This window comes from Acinetobacter sp. DMC2 (assembly GCF_056314305.1).
This window is the reverse complement of record NZ_JBQUYP010000004.1, coordinates 421198-437725: the sequence shown is the minus strand read 5'-3', so window position 1 is coordinate 437725 and position 16528 is coordinate 421198. Positions and strand designations below refer to the sequence as shown.

General features: G+C 38.9%; 19 protein-coding genes. 4 read left to right on the top strand and 15 right to left on the bottom strand.

Translation table 11 applies throughout. From position 1 onward, the window contains the following. Positions 1 to 181: 181 nt before the first annotated feature. The gene (locus ACT53H_RS11160) at positions 182 to 316 is read right to left on the bottom strand and encodes a hypothetical protein (RefSeq protein WP_081399565.1); all 135 of its coding nucleotides are present in this window, start codon (positions 314 to 316) and stop codon (positions 182 to 184) included. A gap of 94 nt (positions 317 to 410) precedes the next feature. On the opposite strand from ACT53H_RS11160, the gene ACT53H_RS11155 reads away from it, so the two are divergent. Then, on the top strand, positions 411 to 656 hold the full coding sequence (locus tag ACT53H_RS11155; RefSeq protein WP_174738796.1) for a hypothetical protein: 246 nt from the start codon (positions 411 to 413) through the stop codon (positions 654 to 656). A 159-nt stretch (positions 657 to 815) separates the two neighbouring features. Here ACT53H_RS11155 and ACT53H_RS11150 read toward each other — a convergent pair whose 3' ends face one another. From ACT53H_RS11150 to pheS, 3 genes are read right to left on the bottom strand one after another with little or no spacing between them, the layout of a single operon-like run. Beyond that, on the bottom strand, positions 816 to 1112 hold the full coding sequence (locus ACT53H_RS11150; protein ID WP_000126166.1) for an integration host factor subunit alpha: 297 nt from the start codon (positions 1110 to 1112) through the stop codon (positions 816 to 818). Next, a complete protein-coding gene (gene pheT, locus ACT53H_RS11145; RefSeq protein WP_476009242.1) occupies positions 1109 to 3490 on the bottom strand; it encodes a phenylalanine--tRNA ligase subunit beta in 2382 nt (793 codons plus the stop codon). The genes ACT53H_RS11150 and pheT overlap by 4 nt, the downstream gene beginning before the upstream one ends. A gap of 32 nt (positions 3491 to 3522) precedes the next feature. Next, the gene (gene pheS / locus ACT53H_RS11140) at positions 3523 to 4503 is read right to left on the bottom strand and encodes a phenylalanine--tRNA ligase subunit alpha (protein ID WP_004794529.1); all 981 of its coding nucleotides are present in this window, start codon (positions 4501 to 4503) and stop codon (positions 3523 to 3525) included. Positions 4504 to 4661: 158 nt separating this feature from the next. Here pheS and ACT53H_RS11135 point away from each other — a divergent pair, with 158 nt between their 5' ends. Beyond that, the gene (locus ACT53H_RS11135) at positions 4662 to 5654 is read left to right on the top strand and encodes a hypothetical protein (protein ID WP_004794531.1); all 993 of its coding nucleotides are present in this window, start codon (positions 4662 to 4664) and stop codon (positions 5652 to 5654) included. A gap of 6 nt (positions 5655 to 5660) precedes the next feature. On the opposite strand, the gene ACT53H_RS11130 is transcribed toward ACT53H_RS11135, so the two are convergent. The 4 genes from ACT53H_RS11130 to rpmI form a co-directional block, all read right to left on the bottom strand. Beyond that, entirely contained in the window at positions 5661 to 6164 is a 504-nt protein-coding gene (locus ACT53H_RS11130) for a GNAT family N-acetyltransferase (protein WP_174727307.1), read from the bottom strand. Positions 6165 to 6221: 57 nt separating this feature from the next. After that, positions 6222 to 6779: an NADAR family protein gene (locus ACT53H_RS11125; protein WP_476009241.1), complete on the bottom strand. Its 558-nt coding sequence runs from the start codon at positions 6777 to 6779 to the stop codon at positions 6222 to 6224. A 92-nt stretch (positions 6780 to 6871) separates the two neighbouring features. Beyond that, positions 6872 to 7231, bottom strand: coding sequence for a 50S ribosomal protein L20 (rplT, locus tag ACT53H_RS11120; RefSeq protein WP_000124858.1), 360 nt, complete (start codon positions 7229 to 7231; stop codon positions 6872 to 6874). 11 nt (positions 7232 to 7242) lie between these two features. Next, the gene (gene rpmI, locus ACT53H_RS11115; protein WP_003655048.1) at positions 7243 to 7437 is read right to left on the bottom strand and encodes a 50S ribosomal protein L35; all 195 of its coding nucleotides are present in this window, start codon (positions 7435 to 7437) and stop codon (positions 7243 to 7245) included. A gap of 236 nt (positions 7438 to 7673) precedes the next feature. Here rpmI and nreB point away from each other — a divergent pair, with 236 nt between their 5' ends. Next, on the top strand, positions 7674 to 8927 hold the full coding sequence (gene nreB / locus ACT53H_RS11110) for a nickel resistance MFS transporter NreB (RefSeq protein WP_004794538.1): 1254 nt from the start codon (positions 7674 to 7676) through the stop codon (positions 8925 to 8927). 44 nt (positions 8928 to 8971) lie between these two features. On the opposite strand, the gene ACT53H_RS11105 is transcribed toward nreB, so the two are convergent. The 4 genes from ACT53H_RS11105 to thrS all read right to left on the bottom strand — a co-directional run bounded on the left by ACT53H_RS11105 (position 8972) and on the right by thrS (position 12786). Then, positions 8972 to 9400: a YqaA family protein gene (locus ACT53H_RS11105; protein ID WP_004794540.1), complete on the bottom strand. Its 429-nt coding sequence runs from the start codon at positions 9398 to 9400 to the stop codon at positions 8972 to 8974. A 57-nt stretch (positions 9401 to 9457) separates the two neighbouring features. After that, positions 9458 to 10078, bottom strand: coding sequence for a glutathione S-transferase N-terminal domain-containing protein (locus ACT53H_RS11100; RefSeq protein WP_005302422.1), 621 nt, complete (start codon positions 10076 to 10078; stop codon positions 9458 to 9460). 228 nt (positions 10079 to 10306) lie between these two features. Further along, positions 10307 to 10858: a translation initiation factor IF-3 gene (infC, locus tag ACT53H_RS11095; protein ID WP_081399203.1), complete on the bottom strand. Its 552-nt coding sequence runs from the start codon at positions 10856 to 10858 to the stop codon at positions 10307 to 10309. Between the two features lie 5 nt (positions 10859 to 10863). Then, positions 10864 to 12786, bottom strand: a complete 1923-nt coding sequence (gene thrS, locus ACT53H_RS11090; protein WP_476009240.1) for a threonine--tRNA ligase — start codon at positions 12784 to 12786, stop codon at positions 10864 to 10866. Between the two features lie 393 nt (positions 12787 to 13179). Here thrS and ACT53H_RS11085 point away from each other — a divergent pair, with 393 nt between their 5' ends. Beyond that, on the top strand, positions 13180 to 14817 hold the full coding sequence (locus ACT53H_RS11085) for an acyl-CoA synthetase (protein WP_476009239.1): 1638 nt from the start codon (positions 13180 to 13182) through the stop codon (positions 14815 to 14817). Positions 14818 to 14864: 47 nt separating this feature from the next. On the opposite strand, the gene yjgA is transcribed toward ACT53H_RS11085, so the two are convergent. From yjgA to rapZ, 3 genes are read right to left on the bottom strand one after another with little or no spacing between them, the layout of a single operon-like run. Continuing rightward, complete coding sequence (gene yjgA, locus ACT53H_RS11080; protein WP_004794549.1) at positions 14865 to 15401, bottom strand: ribosome biogenesis factor YjgA; 537 nt, start codon at positions 15399 to 15401, stop codon at positions 14865 to 14867. 2 nt (positions 15402 to 15403) lie between these two features. Next, entirely contained in the window at positions 15404 to 15673 is a 270-nt protein-coding gene (locus ACT53H_RS11075) for an HPr family phosphocarrier protein (RefSeq protein WP_013198928.1), read from the bottom strand. After that, positions 15670 to 16521 carry an RNase adapter RapZ gene (rapZ, locus tag ACT53H_RS11070; RefSeq protein ID WP_004794551.1) on the bottom strand — a complete coding sequence of 284 codons (852 nt, stop codon included), beginning with the start codon at positions 16519 to 16521 and terminating at the stop codon, positions 15670 to 15672. Before rapZ ends, ACT53H_RS11075 begins: the two co-directional genes overlap by 4 nt. Positions 16522 to 16528: the final 7 nt, after the last annotated feature.

Sequence of the window (16528 nt, the reverse complement as noted above, 5' to 3'; positions counted from 1 at the left end):
TCGATTAATCTTCATAAAAAGCCACTCTTTTGAGTGGCTTTTTATTTGGTTGACAAGCTTTACACAAAAATACATTTTGCAGTTTTTTATGTAATTTTACTTATAAGCTTTTGATAATAATTATTTTTGAATTAAAAAAAATAAGTTTTTTAGTAGTTTATCTCTACCTTTTCCAATACACTCAAGCTGATTGATTGTTTTTTTCTGTTAAAAAACAGACTGTTTTTCTGTTTTTCATACATTTTTTTGACAGACGACAGTAGTATTTCAGCATTTGCAGTGATAGCATAGCGGCAGACCAGTTAGACTGCTCCATGCGTTGTTACCTAGCTACGTTTTAGGAATAATAAAAGCAAAACAGTCCAACTTAGGTTTTTTTAATCTCAAATCTTTTTTGTGAGAGTGATGCCATGTTATTCAAAAAATTTGCTGCCGTTGCTGCTGTAGCTGCTACTTTAGCTTTCGTTGGTTGTTCTAAGAAAGAAGAAGCTCCTGCTGCTGCTTCTGAAGCTGTAGCTGCTGCTTCTGAAGCTACTACTGCTGCTTCTGAAGCTGCTACTGCTGCTTCTTCAGCTGTTGATGCTGCTTCTGAAGCTTCTGCTGCTGCTGCTTCTGCACCTGCTGCTTCTGAAGCTACTGCTTCTGCTGCACACTAATCTATATATTAGATTAGAAAAAAAAGAGGACATTTTGTCCTCTTTTTTTACGCCTAAATTTGATATTCCAAAGATCACTTCACTTAAACTATCTAGATAAATTGATATCACACATCGTAGCTGAATAAACCCATCTAAATATAAGTAAAAAAAAGCAGATCAATCGATCTGCTCATTTCCAACGCGTTGTCTAAACTTTTGACCTGCTCTGAAGGTCACTACCCTACGTGCTGAAATTGGAATTTCTTCACCTGTTTTAGGATTACGTCCTGGACGTTCGCGTTTATCTCTTAACTCAAAATTACCAAAACCAGAAAGCTTAACCTGCTCCCCAGCAATAAGTGCTTGGCTAATTTCGTCGAAAAACAACTCGACCATTTGTTTTGCTTCACGGCGATTTAAGCTGGTTAACTCACTTAAATGATCAGCCATGTCTGCTTTAGTTAATGCTGTCATGAGGCCCTCAATGTCGCTTGATAAGTGTTTTCTAACACTTGGATTATATTGTCCATACCAGATTTAATTTCAGCATCTTCAAGCGTACGTGAAGGATGTTGCCATAATAACGCAAACGCTAATGAGCGTTTACCTTCTTCGACACCCTGCCCCGTATACACATCGAATAACCATGTAGAGTCTAAAAGCTCTCCACCAGTTTTTTCGATTAACTGCTGAATATCTCTAACATTTATATTATCAGAGATTAAAAGCGCAATATCACGTCTGATCGAAGGAAAACGTGATAATTCTGTAAAATTAGATACATAAGATTGCAAAACTGCTGTTTGATCGAGTTCAGCAACCCAAGTTGTGCTCAAATCTAGCTCATTTTCTAAAGATGGATGCAGACGGCCTAAGTAACCAATTGATTGTCCATCAACTAAAATTTCAGCAGACTGTCCTGGATGCAACCATGCACGCTCTGAACGCACATATTCAACTTTGACACGACCAGCAGCTAGAATCTCTTCAATCTCTCCTTTGAAGTCGAAGAAATCCATTGGTTGAGGCTTAACATGCCAAGATTCAGGTTGCTGTGAACCTATTGCAACCAAAGCTAAAGTTGGAATCTGTTTTAGATCTTCAATACTTTTAGCATTTTGATAATCAAAACGTAGCCCTAATTCAAAGAAACGAACACGGCTTTGCTGACGGTTAAGATTATATTGTACGCAAGGAATTAAACTTGAAAGTAAAGTACTACGCATCGCAGCCAAATCACTTGAAATTGGATTTGCTAGCATTAATGGATTTACTTGTGGGTTTAATTGCTTTTCAAGTTTTGCATCAGCAAAGCTAAAGCTAATTGCTTCTTGATAACCTAAAGTCACGATCGTTTGACGCAGCTCAGCGAGTTCAAAACGATCTTGATATTTAGCAAATTTAACATCCATGCTTGGTAAGCTAATTTGGATATTGTCATAGCCATCAATACGCGCTACTTCTTCAATTAAGTCTTGATAAATAGCCATGTCATAGCGATGTGATGGTGGTACTACACACCATTCACTTTCAGCCTTAACTGTTACCTTACAGCCTAGTCGAGTTAAAGCATCTGTAATGAAATCAGCAGCAACTTGATATCCCAATAATTGGTCTACTTGAGCTTGCTTGAGTTCAATAGCTTCACGTTTTGGAAGTAAATCAGTTTTTTCAGCTACAGTGATAGGACCAAACTCACCACCCGCTAATTCTTGAATGAGCTGAGAAGCACGATTCATCGCAATTAATGGCAATTCAAAATCTACACCGCGTTCATAACGTTGCGAAGAATCTGTATGCAAACCAAAACGGCGAGCACGCCCAGCGATCGCAAGCGGAGCGAAGAATGCGCTCTCCAAGAAGATATCAGCCGTATCATCAGTTACACTTGATGCTAGACCGCCCATAATACCAGCGATTGCTAATGCTTTCTGGTCATCTGCAATAACCATCACATCTTCTTGCAACTCAACTTCTTGATCATTCAAAAGTTGCAACTTTTCTTGCGGCTGAGCTTGACGAACGTGTACAGTTCCATCGATTTTAGCTAAATCGAAAGCATGCATTGGCTGACCCAATTCCATGAGGACATAGTTCGTTACATCAACCAAAATGCTGTGAGTACGAATTCCTGAACGTGCTAAAGCTTGTTCCATCCACTCTGGAGTCGCAGCTTTTACATTCACGTTTTTAACTACACGCCCTAAGTAGCGTGGAGCACCATCCGTACTGATCACTACTTTTTTCTCATCAGTGATTGTCGCATCAACTGATTTGATTTCAGGCTCATTCATTTGCAGTTGGTTAATTACTGCAATCTCACGTGCGATACCACGGATACTAAAACAGTCACCACGGTTTGGCGTAATACTGATATCGATGACGTTATCATCAAGTTTTAAGTATTCACGGATGTTTATCCCTACTGGAGCATCGACAGGTAGCTCAAGCAAACCATCAATTTTATCTTCAAGGTCAATTTCAGAAGCACCACAAAGCATGCCTTGTGACTCAACTCCACGAAGTTTACCTTTTTTGATTTTAAAATCACCAGGTAAAACTGCACCAATGGTTGCCACAGGTGCTTTCATTCCAGCGCGAACGTTCGGTGCGCCACATACAATTTGTAAAGGCTCACCTGAACCAATATTCACTGTTGTAACACGTAGACGGTCTGCATCAGGGTGCTGCTCAACAGTGAGTACTTCACCTATTACAACGCCTGTAAATGGTTTAGCTACAGGTGCCAATTCATCCACTTCAAGACCAAGCATCGTCAACTGATCAGACAATGTATCACTATCAATTGCCGGATTAACCCATGTACGTAGCCAATTTTCGCTAATCTTCATCTTTATAAACCTTTTTTAATCCTGAAAAACTGTTAGGCAAATTGGCGTAAGAAACGCACATCATTTTGATAGAACATACGCAAGTCATTAATGCCATAACGCAACATAGCAAAGCGCTCTACCCCTAAACCAAAAGCAAAGCCTTTGTATTTATCAGGATCAATACCCGCAGCACTTAATACATTTGGATGTACCATGCCACAGCCTAAAACCTCTAACCAACGGCCACGTTCATCCATAATATCTACTTCTGCACTTGGTTCAGTAAACGGGAAATATGATGGACGGAAACGTACCTTTAAATCTTTTTCAAAAAATTCATTCAGCAGGTTAATTAATAAACCTTTTAATTCAGCAAAGCTGGTGTTCTCAGCAACATACAAGCCTTCGATCTGATGAAACATTGGCGAATGCGTCTGATCAGAGTCACAACGATAAACGCGGCCTGGACATACGATACGAATTGGTGGCTCACTTGTTTCCATTGTACGAATCTGTACACCAGATGTGTGCGTACGCAGTAAATGAGTGGCATCAAAATAGAAAGTATCGTGCATAGCACGCGCTGGATGGTGACCAGGAATATTTAATGCTTCAAAATTATGATAGTCATCTTCAACTTCTGGACCAGTCGCAACTGTAAAACCAGCTTTAGTGAAGAACTGACAAATTCTTTCTTGTACTTGAGTAACAGGGTGAACTGTACCGACGCGTTGACCGCGGCCCGGCAAAGTAATATCAATCGTTTCACTTGCTAGTTTTTGCTCAAGTGCTGCCTGTTGTAATGCCGCTTGACGTTCTGTTAAAGCAGTATTAATTGTTTCTCGAACAGCATGAATCGCAGCACCTTGTACTTTGCGTTCTTCAGGGTCCATTTTCCCTAATGCTTTCGATTGTTCTGCAAGCTGGCTTTTTTTCCCTGTAAATTGCACACGCACCTGATCAAGTGCAACAAGGTCTTGAGCTGCTGCAATGGCAGCAAGCGCTTCTGTGGTCAGGGCTTCCAGTGACATATTAACTCTCAAAGCAACAAATTAAAAAAATATAATAAAACACTGCATTCTAACAGTTTTTCATCAGATTGATGAAGTTTATCCATCATGAAAAATGTATTAGGCAACAAAAAGATAAAACGTATAAGATAATAGCATCGTCAATGAGATCAACTATTATGGCGCTCAATCAAATTTGGAAACAACAACTTACGCTTGTGACGTATGGTAATGAATACCTCCGTCAGAATTTAAGCTTTACCCAATGGCGACAACATCATATTTTTGACCACCATAGTTTTCAGTTTCGTGACTTAGCCTCTCAGCATTTACTCGCTCAACACTTTCAAGTTTGGCTAGAAGCGCTAAAAAAACAAGGTACCACTCAGCTCAGTTTACATTTATCAAGCCTGCTAAATGAAGAGCAAAATCCAAACAGCAACGTTGAGCTTCTGCCTTATACTCATTTTATCGTTAGCCATCAAAATGATAAGAAATTTGCATGGATTTTTGGCCATGAACTTGCTGAATGGTATAACAATGATAATGAGTTTGAAGCGCCTGCTTCACAAACCTGTGAGCTTCGTCTAGAAACTTTCTGGCGTTTTGAACTCAATGAAAAATTATCAAAAAAAATTGAAGCTGATTTAAAAAATCCGCCATGGCAAGAAATAGCTGACTTTATGGAGAGTGAATTATTTCGTAGTAAATATGCAGCAGGGTTTGAAGAGCCAGAATTTCAAAAAGCTCATTTTGATGGTACAAACATTACGAGCCAAGAACCAAGACTTGCTTTAATTCCAGAGAATTATCCTGCAGATTATGCTCATCAGCTTTTATCTCGCACTCAAGCATTGGCTAATTATTTAGAACAAAAGAAACGCCTTGCAAATGATCCATTAGGAGAAGAGCTAGACCAAGAACAACTCATCAATTTAAGAAATTTTACGCAAAAAACTGATGATTTATTTGCCAAACTTATTGTTAAGGCTGCAAATCACTACCAAACAGCTCAGATTGTACCTGTAGTTAAAGCCTCTCCGTTCGAGCAATCAAATGAAAATCCACAACATTTGAAATCTCATCACCATAAAGGTACTGGTTCAGGCGTTATTAAGCTGATTATTCTAACGATTATTATTTGTGCTCTGGCTTATTATTTTGGGCTTTAATCAAAATTACAGTTCCCATTGATAAAGTAATTCTGTTATTTCGAAGCCGAACTCAGGTAGTTCGGTTTCGCCAATTATTCTGGCTCCCATTTTTTCATAGAAGAAGCGACTCGGATTTTTGTTAAAGACTTCTAAACGAATAAAAGCATAACCTTGATTTAAAGCGCATTGATAGAACTTCTGGAATAACTCACGGCCTATGCCTTGTTTTTGAACTTCTCTTAAAAGATAAAAAGCAAGAATTTCAGCAATATTATTTTCTGGATTTAAATAACCATCGAGAAAGCCTTTCACTATTCCATTTTCAGAATAGATAAATAACTTATGATCAGGACTTTTGGTGATTTCTTTCCATAACTGTTCTTTATCTAGTACGTTAAGCTCATCCAATATTTCCTGCTTAAGCATACCTGTATAGGTTTCTTTCCAACACTGCACATGCACTTCTGCAATAGATAATGCATCTATAAAATTAGCTATACGAATTTCTGTTTCACTTAGTGATTGCAATTCGTTCCCCTCATATCACTACTTTTAAAGTGAAGCACCCATTTGTTTCATATAAACTTATTCAGCTAAAAGCCGCTCTCGAACATGCATTAAAGTAAAACCTAACAAATTTAAGCCTTGCCATTGAGATGGATTTTGAATATGTGGATGGTCTTGTGCCATACCAACTCCCCAAATTTTATCGACTGGAGATGCTTCAACTAAAATACGATCTTTTGTGGCTAATAAGAATTCTTTCAATTTATGATGCTGAGAGAATTTAGCAAAGTTCGCCTGTACGACAATGCCAAACCGATTTTCTTGCCATATCTGTTCATCATAATTACGCACTTTACGACCAAGCTGTTTCGCCTCATTCGGATGTTTAACCTGCAAGATCCGTGCAAAATTTTCTTCATCATTAAATAATTTTGCTTTTTGCGCCATCATATAGTGCTCAGCAGTAAAGTATTCATCACCTTCCACTTTAAATTGCGCAGGAAACCACTGGCTAAAACAGCTTTTATCAACAAGATCAGCTTGTTTGGGAGTATGCCCCCAGAAATATAAGTACTTAAATTGGTGGCCTTGCTGTACTTTTTGAATTAAGTCATTTAGAAATTTTTCATCTTTCATCATTTATCTCTGATTATTTTCTCTTTTTTTAAATAGAACCACTAAAAATAAAAAAGACCGCTAAAAAGCGGTCTTTTTTTGAATCTCTAAGCTTATGCAGCTAATGCGCCTTTAGCTTTTTCAGCTAAAGCAGCAAATGCTACTGCATCATGCATAGCGATGTCAGCTAATACGCGACGGTCGATGATCACTTGAGCTTTTTTCAAGCCATCGATCATACGGCTGTAAGATAAACCGTTTTGACGAGCACCAGCATTGATACGCGCAATCCATAGAGCACGGAATTGACGTTTCTTTTGACGGCGGTCACGATAAGCGTATTGACCAGCTTTGATTACCGCTTGGAACGCTACGCGGTAAACGCGTGAACGAGCACCATAGTAACCTTTAGCGCGAGCAAGAATTTTTTTGTGACGACGATGAGCCACTACACCACGTTTTACACGAGCCATTTATAATCTCCTTAGATGTATGGGCACATACGACGAACTGAGTTCACGTCAGAAACATGAACCATTACACAGCCGCGTAATTGACGGATACGTTTAGCAGATTTTTTGGTCAAAATGTGGCGCTTAAATGCTTGTTTGCGCTTGAAACCGTGTGCAGTCGCCTTGAAGCGTTTAGCAGCACCGCGGCGAGTTTTCATCTTAGGCATAACAACCTCTTTTGAACACCTGTTCGGAACGTTTGCACCATTGCAAAAACGACCTGCAGGTAAGGGAGCCGATATTCTAAAGCATCCCAACTTAAAACAAAAGTAAAATGCTCATTTTTTGATAGTAAATTGTCTATTTTATATAAACGATATTTTCTATAATCAATTATCAAATTACGAGAAAATCCATAAAATCATCGCCTATAATAAGTGCAATATCCTAAATTCAAAAGAATATGAATATACAAAATGATGCTTTCGCTGCATTACGGTATCGAGACTTTTCTATCGTTACGATCAATCAGTTTTGCTTAACGCTCGCAATTTTGATTCAAGAAATTATTGTTGCCTATTCATTATATCAAATCACCAAAGACCCACTAACTTTAGGTTTAATTGGTCTTGCAGAAGCCATTCCTTTTATTGCCCTTTCTCTTTGGGGAGGCTATTTTGCAGATAGGTTTAATAAACAGATTATTATGAAAATCTGTTTATTTTTTGCGGTTCCCCTTCCCTTGGTTTTATGGTTACTTTTCCACTTACATGGTTTAGAGCATATCAGTGTTAGCTTCCTTTCTTGGGGCATTTATGCTGTTATTTTTGGCTTAGGAACAATCCGCGGTTTCTACAATCCTTCTGCAACATCTTTAAAACCATTTTTAATTCCACGCGAACTTTATGCAAATGGTGCGACATGGACAACCATTGGTTGGCAAAGTGGTGTAATTATTGGACCAATGCTGGGTGGTTTCATGCTTGCTTATTTAGGTAGAGAAACCAGCCTATTTAGCGTTGCTGTTTTACTTGGCATTTGCTTTATTTTAATTAACTTATTGCATAAACGTAATTTCCCTAAAATTGAAACTGACAATATTCTAGAAAGCTTAGGAGAAGGTTTCCGTTTTATCTGGAAAACCAAAATTGTTCTTTGGGCGATTTCTCTTGATTTAGCTTCTGTTTTATTTGGTGGCGTTATCGCGTTATTACCAATTTTCGCAGAAGATATATTAAAAGTCGGTCCTGAAGGGCTTGGATATTTACGAGCAGCTCCATCTATTGGCGCACTTATCACGATGATTGCTTTGACTCGCTTTCCGCCAACTCAGCACGCATGGCGTAACATGTTACTTGCTGTAGCAGGTTTCGGAATATTTACTATTCTATTCGCCTTCTCAAAAAATATGTGGTTATCTCTTTTTGCTCTTGCTATGACAGGCGCATGTGACAGTATCTCTGTTGTTGTAAGACAAACCATTTTGCAAATTTTCCCACCAGAAAATATGCGAGGCCGCGTTGCTGCCGTAAACGGTATGTTTGTATCTTCAAGTAATGAATTGGGAGCCTTTGAATCAGGTTTAGCGGCTAAATATTTAGGCACGATTACCGCTACAATTTTTGGAGGCTGCATGACGCTGGTTGTTGTGACTTTCTGTTGGATCAAAACGAACGATCTATTTAAAGTTGATATCACCAGAAGCTCAGAAGATTAATTTAAATAGTTATAAATCAAAGCATCTTCGGATGCTTTTTTATTTTAAATAAAACCCATCACCACCCAGTAAATAAACAAATAGCGTCCTGCTTTGGCAATAATAACAATACCAAGGAAACGCCAAAAATTTTCTTTGAAGAGTCCAGCAACCAAAGTAATTGGATCGCCAATGATAGGTGCCCAACTCAAAAGTAAGGAGTAAAAACCATACTTATGATAAAAGCGTTGGGCTTGTTCTAAACGCTTTTCAGAAACTGGAAACCACTTTCGATGTTTAAATTGCTCTATCTTTAGACCTAACCACCAATTGACACAAGAACCTAAGACATTACCCAAAGTAGCAGTACTGATTAAAAGCAAAGCTGAATATTGTCCCTTTAATAATAAGGTGACCAATACCGCTTCAGACTGTAAAGGTAATAATGTGGCAGCGCCAAAAGCACTGATAAAAAGCAAAAAGTAACTCAGCATAAGCAATTATACCAAATGACTTTTTGCTTTAAGCATTTATTAAATCTAGGCAAGAAATTAAGCCACTTTAATCGATAATGCTTTCTGAACTGCTGGGCGTGCTGTTAAGCGGACAATATATTCTTGTACATATGGGTAATCTTCAAGTTGAATACCTTGCCATTCATAACGCAATATCCAAGGTAAAATTGCCATATCAGCAATCGAGTACTCACCAGCAACAAACTTTTGACCAATTAATTGTTTATTAAGTACACCATATAAACGTTTAGTTTCATTTACATAGCGGTCTATGGCATAGGGGATTTTTTCTGGGGCAAAACGATTAAAATGATGATTTTGCCCAAGCATAGGCCCTAACCCGCCCATTTGCCACATGAGCCACTGCTCAACCTCAACTCGCTCTTGTTCATCATCTGGATAAAATAATCCGGTTTTTCGACCTAGATATTGCAAGATAGCACCCGATTCAAATATTGATATCGGCTCACCACGAGGTCCATTTTGATCAACAATCGCAGGAATTTTATTATTTGGAGAAATTCTCAGGAAATCTGGTTGAAATTGATCATTTTCTAAAATATTAATTGGGTAAAGGGTGTAATCCAATCCCATTTCTTCTAAGGCAATTGTGATTTTATGTCCATTGGGAGTGCCCCAATAATATAGATCAATCATTCTATTTTCCTATTCATCGTTATCATGACTGCGTCTTGCGTTATATCATGTTTTAAGAGGAGCGATGAGATTTCCAACACTAAAAAACACATAAAATTCGTGAATTGAATTTCTTAAAAAAATATAGCAATTGTCTTAAATAAAACTGAACAAAGAAAAGTTAAGTGATATTTTTTATTAATATTAGAGTAAAAAAAAGCACTGCTTTTGCAGTGCTTTTTTTGAGTCTTACTTTTTCTTTTTCGGTCCAAGTAACATACCCATTTGACGGCCTTCCATTTTTGGTGCTTGTTCCACAACCCCATACTCAGCCACGTCTGCTTCAATTTTTTGCAATTGAGCTAAGCCAAGTTGTTGATGAGCCATTTCACGACCACGGAAACGTAAAGTGATCTTCACTTTGTTTCCTTCTTCAAGGAATTTCAAAATAGCACGAAGCTTAACTTGATAATCACCAACATCAGTTGCAGGGCGCAGTTTGATTTCCTTCACTTGCACTTGATGCTGTTTTTTCTTCGCATCTTTTTGCTTCTGCTTAAGGTCAAACAAGTGCTTGTTGTAATCCATAATTTTACAAACAGGCGGCTCGGCGTTTGCAACGATCTCAACAAGATCAAGTTCAACTTCTTCAGCAGCACGCAGTGCTTCACTTAATGAAACAATTCCTTTTTGCTCACCTTCAGCACCGACGAGGCGTACTTCTTTTGCACGGATCTCATCGTTAATTGCTGGACGGTTGCTTTTTGCACCTTGTTGTTGGTTACGGTCAGGCTGTTTAATCTTTCTTACTCCACAATATACCGGCCGCGTTCGGCGACGGCAGACTTCACTAAGTCAATGAATGCATCTACTGACATAGTACCTAAATTTTTTCCTGAGCGCGTACGTACATTCACTGTACCTTCTTCAACTTCTCGATCACCAAGAACTAACAGGTAAGGAATACGCTCTAAAGTACGCTCACGAATCTTAAATCCGATTTTTTCGTTTCTCAAGTCAGAAATAGCACGAAGACCATTTTCTTTGAGTTTTGCTACGACTTTCTCACAAGCTTCAGCTTGAGAGTCAGTAATATTCATAACACATGCTTGTAACGGCGACAACCAAGGTGGCATGAAACCAGCGTAGTGTTCAATTAGTATACCAATAAAACGTTCAAAACTGCCAAGAATTGCACGATGCAACATAACAGGCTGATCACGATCATTGTCTTCAGTTACGTATGACGCATCTAAACGCTCTGGTAAGTTGAAGTCACACTGAATAGTACCACATTGCCATACACGTCCGAGACAGTCTTTCAATGAGAATTCAATTTTCGGACCGTAGAACGCACCTTCACCTGGCTGTAATTCCCACTCAAGACCCGCTGCATCTAAAGCATCTGCTAAAGATTTCTCAGCCATATCCCAAAGTGCATCATCACCCACACGTTTTTCTGGACGTGTAGACAGTTTCATTTGTACTTCTTCAAAGCCAAAATCTTTATAAACATCTAAAGTGAGTTTAATAAAGTCTGCAACTTCTTGACCGATTTGTTCTTTAGTACAGAAGATATGAGCATCATCTTGTGTAAAACCGCGTACACGCATAATACCGTGTAAAGAACCAGATGGTTCATTACGATGGCAAGAACCGAACTCGGCTAAACGAATTGGTAAATCACGGTAAGACTTCAAACCTTGGTTGAAAACTTGTACGTGACATGGGCAGTTCATTGGTTTAACCGCATAATTACGACTTTCAGAATGAGTCGTAAACATGTTGTCTGCGTAGTTTGCCGCATGACCTGATTTTTCCCAAAGCGTAAAGTCTACGATTTGCGGAGTTTTAATCTCGAGGTAACCATTATCTTGCTGAACTTTACGCATGTATTGTTCAAGAACTTGATAAATTGTCCAACCATTTGGATGCCAGAACACCATACCCGGTGCTTCTTCTTGCATATGGAACAAGTCTAAGGCTTTACCAATTTTACGGTGGTCACGCTTTTCAGCTTCTTCAATACGCTTAATGTACGCAGCAAGCTGTTTCTTATCAGCCCATGCTGTACCATAAATACGTTGAAGCTGTTCATTCTTCGCATCACCGCGCCAGTAAGCGCCAGAGATTTTTGTCAGCTTGAATGATTTTAAGAATTTGGTGTTTGGTACGTGTGGACCACGGCACATATCCAAATAATCTTGATGGTAGTACAAGCCCATTTGTGTTTCTTCAGGCATGTCTGCAATCAAGCGTAATTTGTATTCTTCGCCACGTGCAGTAAATTCAGCAATTACTTCATCACGTGGTGTCATTTTTTTAATGACATCGTAATCTTGGTCGATGAGCTTTTTCATGCGCTCTTCGATCGCTGCCATATCGTCTAATGTAAACGGACGAGGCATCCAGATGTCGTAGTAAAAACCTTCTTCAATGACTGGACCAATCACCATCTTGGCTTCAGGGAATAGCTGCTTAACAGCATGTCCTACAAGGTGTGCACAAGAATGGCGAATAATTTCAAGACCTTCTTCATCTTTTGGAGTGATAATTTGTAAGGTCGAATCTTCGGTAATTAAGTCACATGCATCAACTAAGCGATCATTTACACGGCCAGCAACAGTATTTTTTGCTAGACCAGGCCCGATACTTTGGGCAACTTCCATAACAGATACAGCGTGATCAAAACTTTTTTGATCGCCATTTGGCAATGTGATAATTGGCATAAAAAAATCCTTAAGGAGTGATGCCCTATACGAAGGAGCATTTCACCGCGAGATTATGATCGAGGCGAACCTCAAAATATAAAAACGGTGTAAATCAAAATTAAAAAACCTGAAAGATTTTACACTTGTTCAAGCAAAGTGAAAACCTTTGAGCCCACAAAATCATAAATACATTTTGCTTATCAGGTAAACAGCAATAAATGACTTAAAAATATATTGGGAAGATTTTTTAAACACACTCAGCGCAAGTGGTTTAAGATGAAGAAAATAGCATTTTTGCTCATTTTCTGACTGAAGGGTATTTCTGTTTAAGACTAAAGCATAGATGCTTTGATGCGTATTAAGTCATATTTTCAAAGAATGAATTAAAAATAGAACACGGAGTTGTTTACCATGGTTAGTGCTTATGATGAGTTACCACGCACACCCGCAAACTTTGTTGCATTGTCACCTCTACGCTACTTAGAGCGTGCAGCCTATATTTATCCGAATCAAGCTTCAATTATTCATGGTAAGCGCCAAATTTCATGGAAAGAAACTTACCAACGTTGTTGCCAGTTTGCTTCTCAGCTCAAACAGCTGGGCATTGAAAAAAATGATACGGTGTCGGTCTTATTACCAAATATTCCAGCCATGGTTGAAGCACACTTCGCAGTTCCAATGGCTGGTGCCGTACTCAATACACTCAATACACGCTTAGATGCAAAAACAATAGCTTTCATGCTTGAACATGCTGAAAGCAAAGTGCTTTTGGTTGACCCTGAATTTGTTAATTTGGCAAGAGAAGCCCTCTCTCTTATTCCTGACCAACACATTATTGTGATTGATGTAGCTGATGATGAATATGAAGGCGAAAATCAGTTTATTGGTTCTTTTGAATATGAAGAATGGCTAGCCCAAGGCGACATTAACTTTACTTGGCATTTACCAGAAGATGAATGGGATGCGATTAGCTTAAATTATACATCTGGAACTACAGGTAATCCTAAAGGTGTGGTCTATCATCATCGTGGGGCTTATCTCAATGCTGCAAGCAATATCTTAGCCTGTGGCATGAAACCTCGTGCTGTGTATTTATGGACATTACCACTTTTCCATTGTAATGGTTGGTGTTTTGCATGGAGTATCGCAGCCAGTGGTGGAACGAATATTTGTTTACGCAAAGTCGACCCAGAATTAATCATGCAACTCATTGCAGAACATAAAGTTGATTATTTCTGTGGTGCACCGATTGTTCTTTCAATGATTATTAACTTACCTAAAGAAAAACAAACCAACTTTGATCATCATGTTGAAGTTATGGTTGCTGGTGCAGCTCCTCCAGTTGCTATTATTGAAGGTATGCGAAACATGGGAATTAACGTCAACCATGTTTATGGCTTAACAGAAACATATGGTCCTTCTGCCTTATGTGCTTCACAATCTGGATGGAATGAACTTTCAATTGCTGAACAAGCTCAGCTTCATTCCCGTCAAGGTGTACCTTATCCATTACAAGACAGTATGCGTGTTTTAGACCCTGAAACAATGCAGCCTGTCCCGAATGATGGACAAACCATGGGGGAAATTATGTTTCGTGGCAATATTGTCATGAAAGGCTATTTAAAGAACCCGAAAGCAACCCAAGAAGCTTTTGCTGGCGGATGGTTCCACACGGGAGACTTAGCCGTTTGCCACCCCGATGGTTATGCAAAAATTACTGATCGCTCGAAAGACATTATTATTTCAGGCGGAGAAAATATCTCATCTCTAGAAGTAGAAGATGTGTTGTATAGACACCCAGCTGTTTTAACCGCTGCGGTCGTTGCCAAACCCGATGCTCGTTGGCAAGAAGTACCCTGCGCATTTATTGAATTAAAAATGGGTACTACAGCAACACCTGAAGAAATTATTGAATATTGCAAAAAAGAGTTAGCACGCTTTAAAGTTCCTAAAGATGTGATTATTACAGAAATTCCAAAAACATCGACCGGCAAATTACAGAAGTTTATTTTGCGTGAATGGGCAAAAGAACGGGCTGAGAATATATAAATAAAAAAAGCGACGCTTCGAGCGTCGCTTTTTTTATTTAAGCGCATTTAGCCTTGATCAGACAATAATGCGATTTGCTGCACATAGTTAACAAATTTAACTTTTGATGCCTCAATATCTGCTTCACTCGCCTGTTGAGTTTTATCACGGTTGATTCTCAACACATGCTGACGCAAAGTGTGACGTTCCGATGCATTATAAATTTTACTAAATTCATTAATTGCAGGATCACCCTGCTCAATCATACGGTCAACCCAACGCATTAATTGAGCCTGTCTTTTCGCGCCTTGCTGCGGAGTTAAATAAGACAAAATAATCGTCTCATCTTCATTGCGCAATAACTTACCAATACGTTGAAATTGGCGACGACGTGCTTCAAAAGAACTAATGTTCTGCACTTCCATTAAAGCATCAATTAAACGCTCATCAACTGGAAGTTTCTGAATTTGTTTAATAGAAAGTTGTGCGAGTTGCTCACCTAAAGCAGCCATGCGTTGCACTGCTTTTTTCTGTTCGGTTTTACTTGCACGTCCTTCTAAAGAACCGAAATCTTCTTCAGTATAACGTTGGGAACCACGTGCCACGATTAATCTGCCTCATAAAATTTTGCTGCGAATAACGCCAGTACTTCATTTAATGCCTGCTCTTCGTCGGTACCATCAATGACCAATCGCAAAGTGGTCCCTTTACCTGCACCTAACATCAGCAAAGACATAATATTTTTTGCATCTACCAAATGATCGCCTTTTCCAATCTGGATTGACGAACGAAACTTTGTAGTGACCTCTATCAGTTTTCCTGATGCACGAGCATGTAAACCGAGTTTATTAATTACATCAACAGTTGTGTCTATCATGACCAGTGCTTCATTTCTCTGTGTAAGACCTGAACAGACCATTCTGCCTCAAGTGCTTGTTTTAGTCTATCTACGATATAAACCGAACGATGTTGCCCCCCAGTGCAACCAATAGAAATCGTCATATAGTGACGATGTCCTTCAGCAAATGCGGGAAGCCATTTTTTTAAGAAGTGAAGAATATCATCAAACATTTCGTTTGCTTGCGGACTTGCTTCTAAAAATAGTCTTACTGGCTCATCCAAACCAGAAAAACGTCTTAATTCTAAATCCCAATGCGGATTTGGTAAATGCCGTACATCAAAAACATAATCGGCATCTAAAGGAATGCCATGTTTATATCCAAATGACTGCAATATGACAATAAGCTTATCTGACTGCCCCAATTTAGACAGTAAAATATGCTTTAAATCATGAACGCTTTTATCCGTTGTATCAATATGAACCGTAGCGCGGAACTGAATTGGAAGCAGTAACTGCTTTTCTTCATGAATACATTGCAACAGACTTTTAAAACGATTAGCTAATGGATGTGGACGACGCGATGCACTAAAACGCGCAATCAGATCCTGATCTTGTGTCGTCAAGTAAATAACATCAACAGTTCCATGTCTTTGTAATTGCTCAAACACATGATCGAACTCTTGCATATCTGCCCGAGTACTTCTTACATCCACACCTAAAGCCAATTGCTCTAGATTGTTTTCATGATCTAGCTTTGCCACAATTTCAGGCAGCAATGCCAAAGGCAAATTATCAATACAGTAATAGCCCAAATCTTCTAATACTTGAAGGGCCGAAGATTTTCCTGAACCAGACTGTCCTGTCACGATAAGTATACGCTTCATGGCATGG

Bases quoted from the DNA above. Each gene is read 5' to 3' on its own strand.
- ACT53H_RS11125 (WP_476009241.1), bottom strand. From the start codon at position 6,779: ATGAAAGATGAAAAATTTCTAAATGACTTAATTCAAAAAGTACAGCAA.
- ACT53H_RS11085 (WP_476009239.1), top strand. From the start codon at position 13,180: ATGGTTAGTGCTTATGATGAGTTACCACGCACACCCGCAAACTTTGTT.
- rpmI (WP_003655048.1), bottom strand. From the start codon at position 7,437: ATGCCTAAGATGAAAACTCGCCGCGGTGCTGCTAAACGCTTCAAGGCG.
- ACT53H_RS11100 (WP_005302422.1), bottom strand. From the start codon at position 10,078: ATGATTGATCTATATTATTGGGGCACTCCCAATGGACATAAAATCACA.
- pheS (WP_004794529.1), bottom strand. From the start codon at position 4,503: ATGTCACTGGAAGCCCTGACCACAGAAGCGCTTGCTGCCATTGCAGCA.
- ACT53H_RS11160 (WP_081399565.1), bottom strand. From the start codon at position 316: ATGGAGCAGTCTAACTGGTCTGCCGCTATGCTATCACTGCAAATGCTG.
- pheT (WP_476009242.1), bottom strand. From the start codon at position 3,490: ATGAAGATTAGCGAAAATTGGCTACGTACATGGGTTAATCCGGCAATT.
- nreB (WP_004794538.1), top strand. From the start codon at position 7,674: ATGAATATACAAAATGATGCTTTCGCTGCATTACGGTATCGAGACTTT.
- ACT53H_RS11105 (WP_004794540.1), bottom strand. From the start codon at position 9,400: ATGCTGAGTTACTTTTTGCTTTTTATCAGTGCTTTTGGCGCTGCCACA.
- rplT (WP_000124858.1), bottom strand. From the start codon at position 7,231: ATGGCTCGTGTAAAACGTGGTGTAGTGGCTCATCGTCGTCACAAAAAA.
- ACT53H_RS11075 (WP_013198928.1), bottom strand. From the start codon at position 15,673: ATGATAGACACAACTGTTGATGTAATTAATAAACTCGGTTTACATGCT.
- rapZ (WP_004794551.1), bottom strand. From the start codon at position 16,521: ATGAAGCGTATACTTATCGTGACAGGACAGTCTGGTTCAGGAAAATCT.
- ACT53H_RS11150 (WP_000126166.1), bottom strand. From the start codon at position 1,112: ATGACAGCATTAACTAAAGCAGACATGGCTGATCATTTAAGTGAGTTA.
- thrS (WP_476009240.1), bottom strand. From the start codon at position 12,786: ATGCCAATTATCACATTGCCAAATGGCGATCAAAAAAGTTTTGATCAC.
- ACT53H_RS11155 (WP_174738796.1), top strand. From the start codon at position 411: ATGTTATTCAAAAAATTTGCTGCCGTTGCTGCTGTAGCTGCTACTTTA.
- ACT53H_RS11135 (WP_004794531.1), top strand. From the start codon at position 4,662: ATGGCGCTCAATCAAATTTGGAAACAACAACTTACGCTTGTGACGTAT.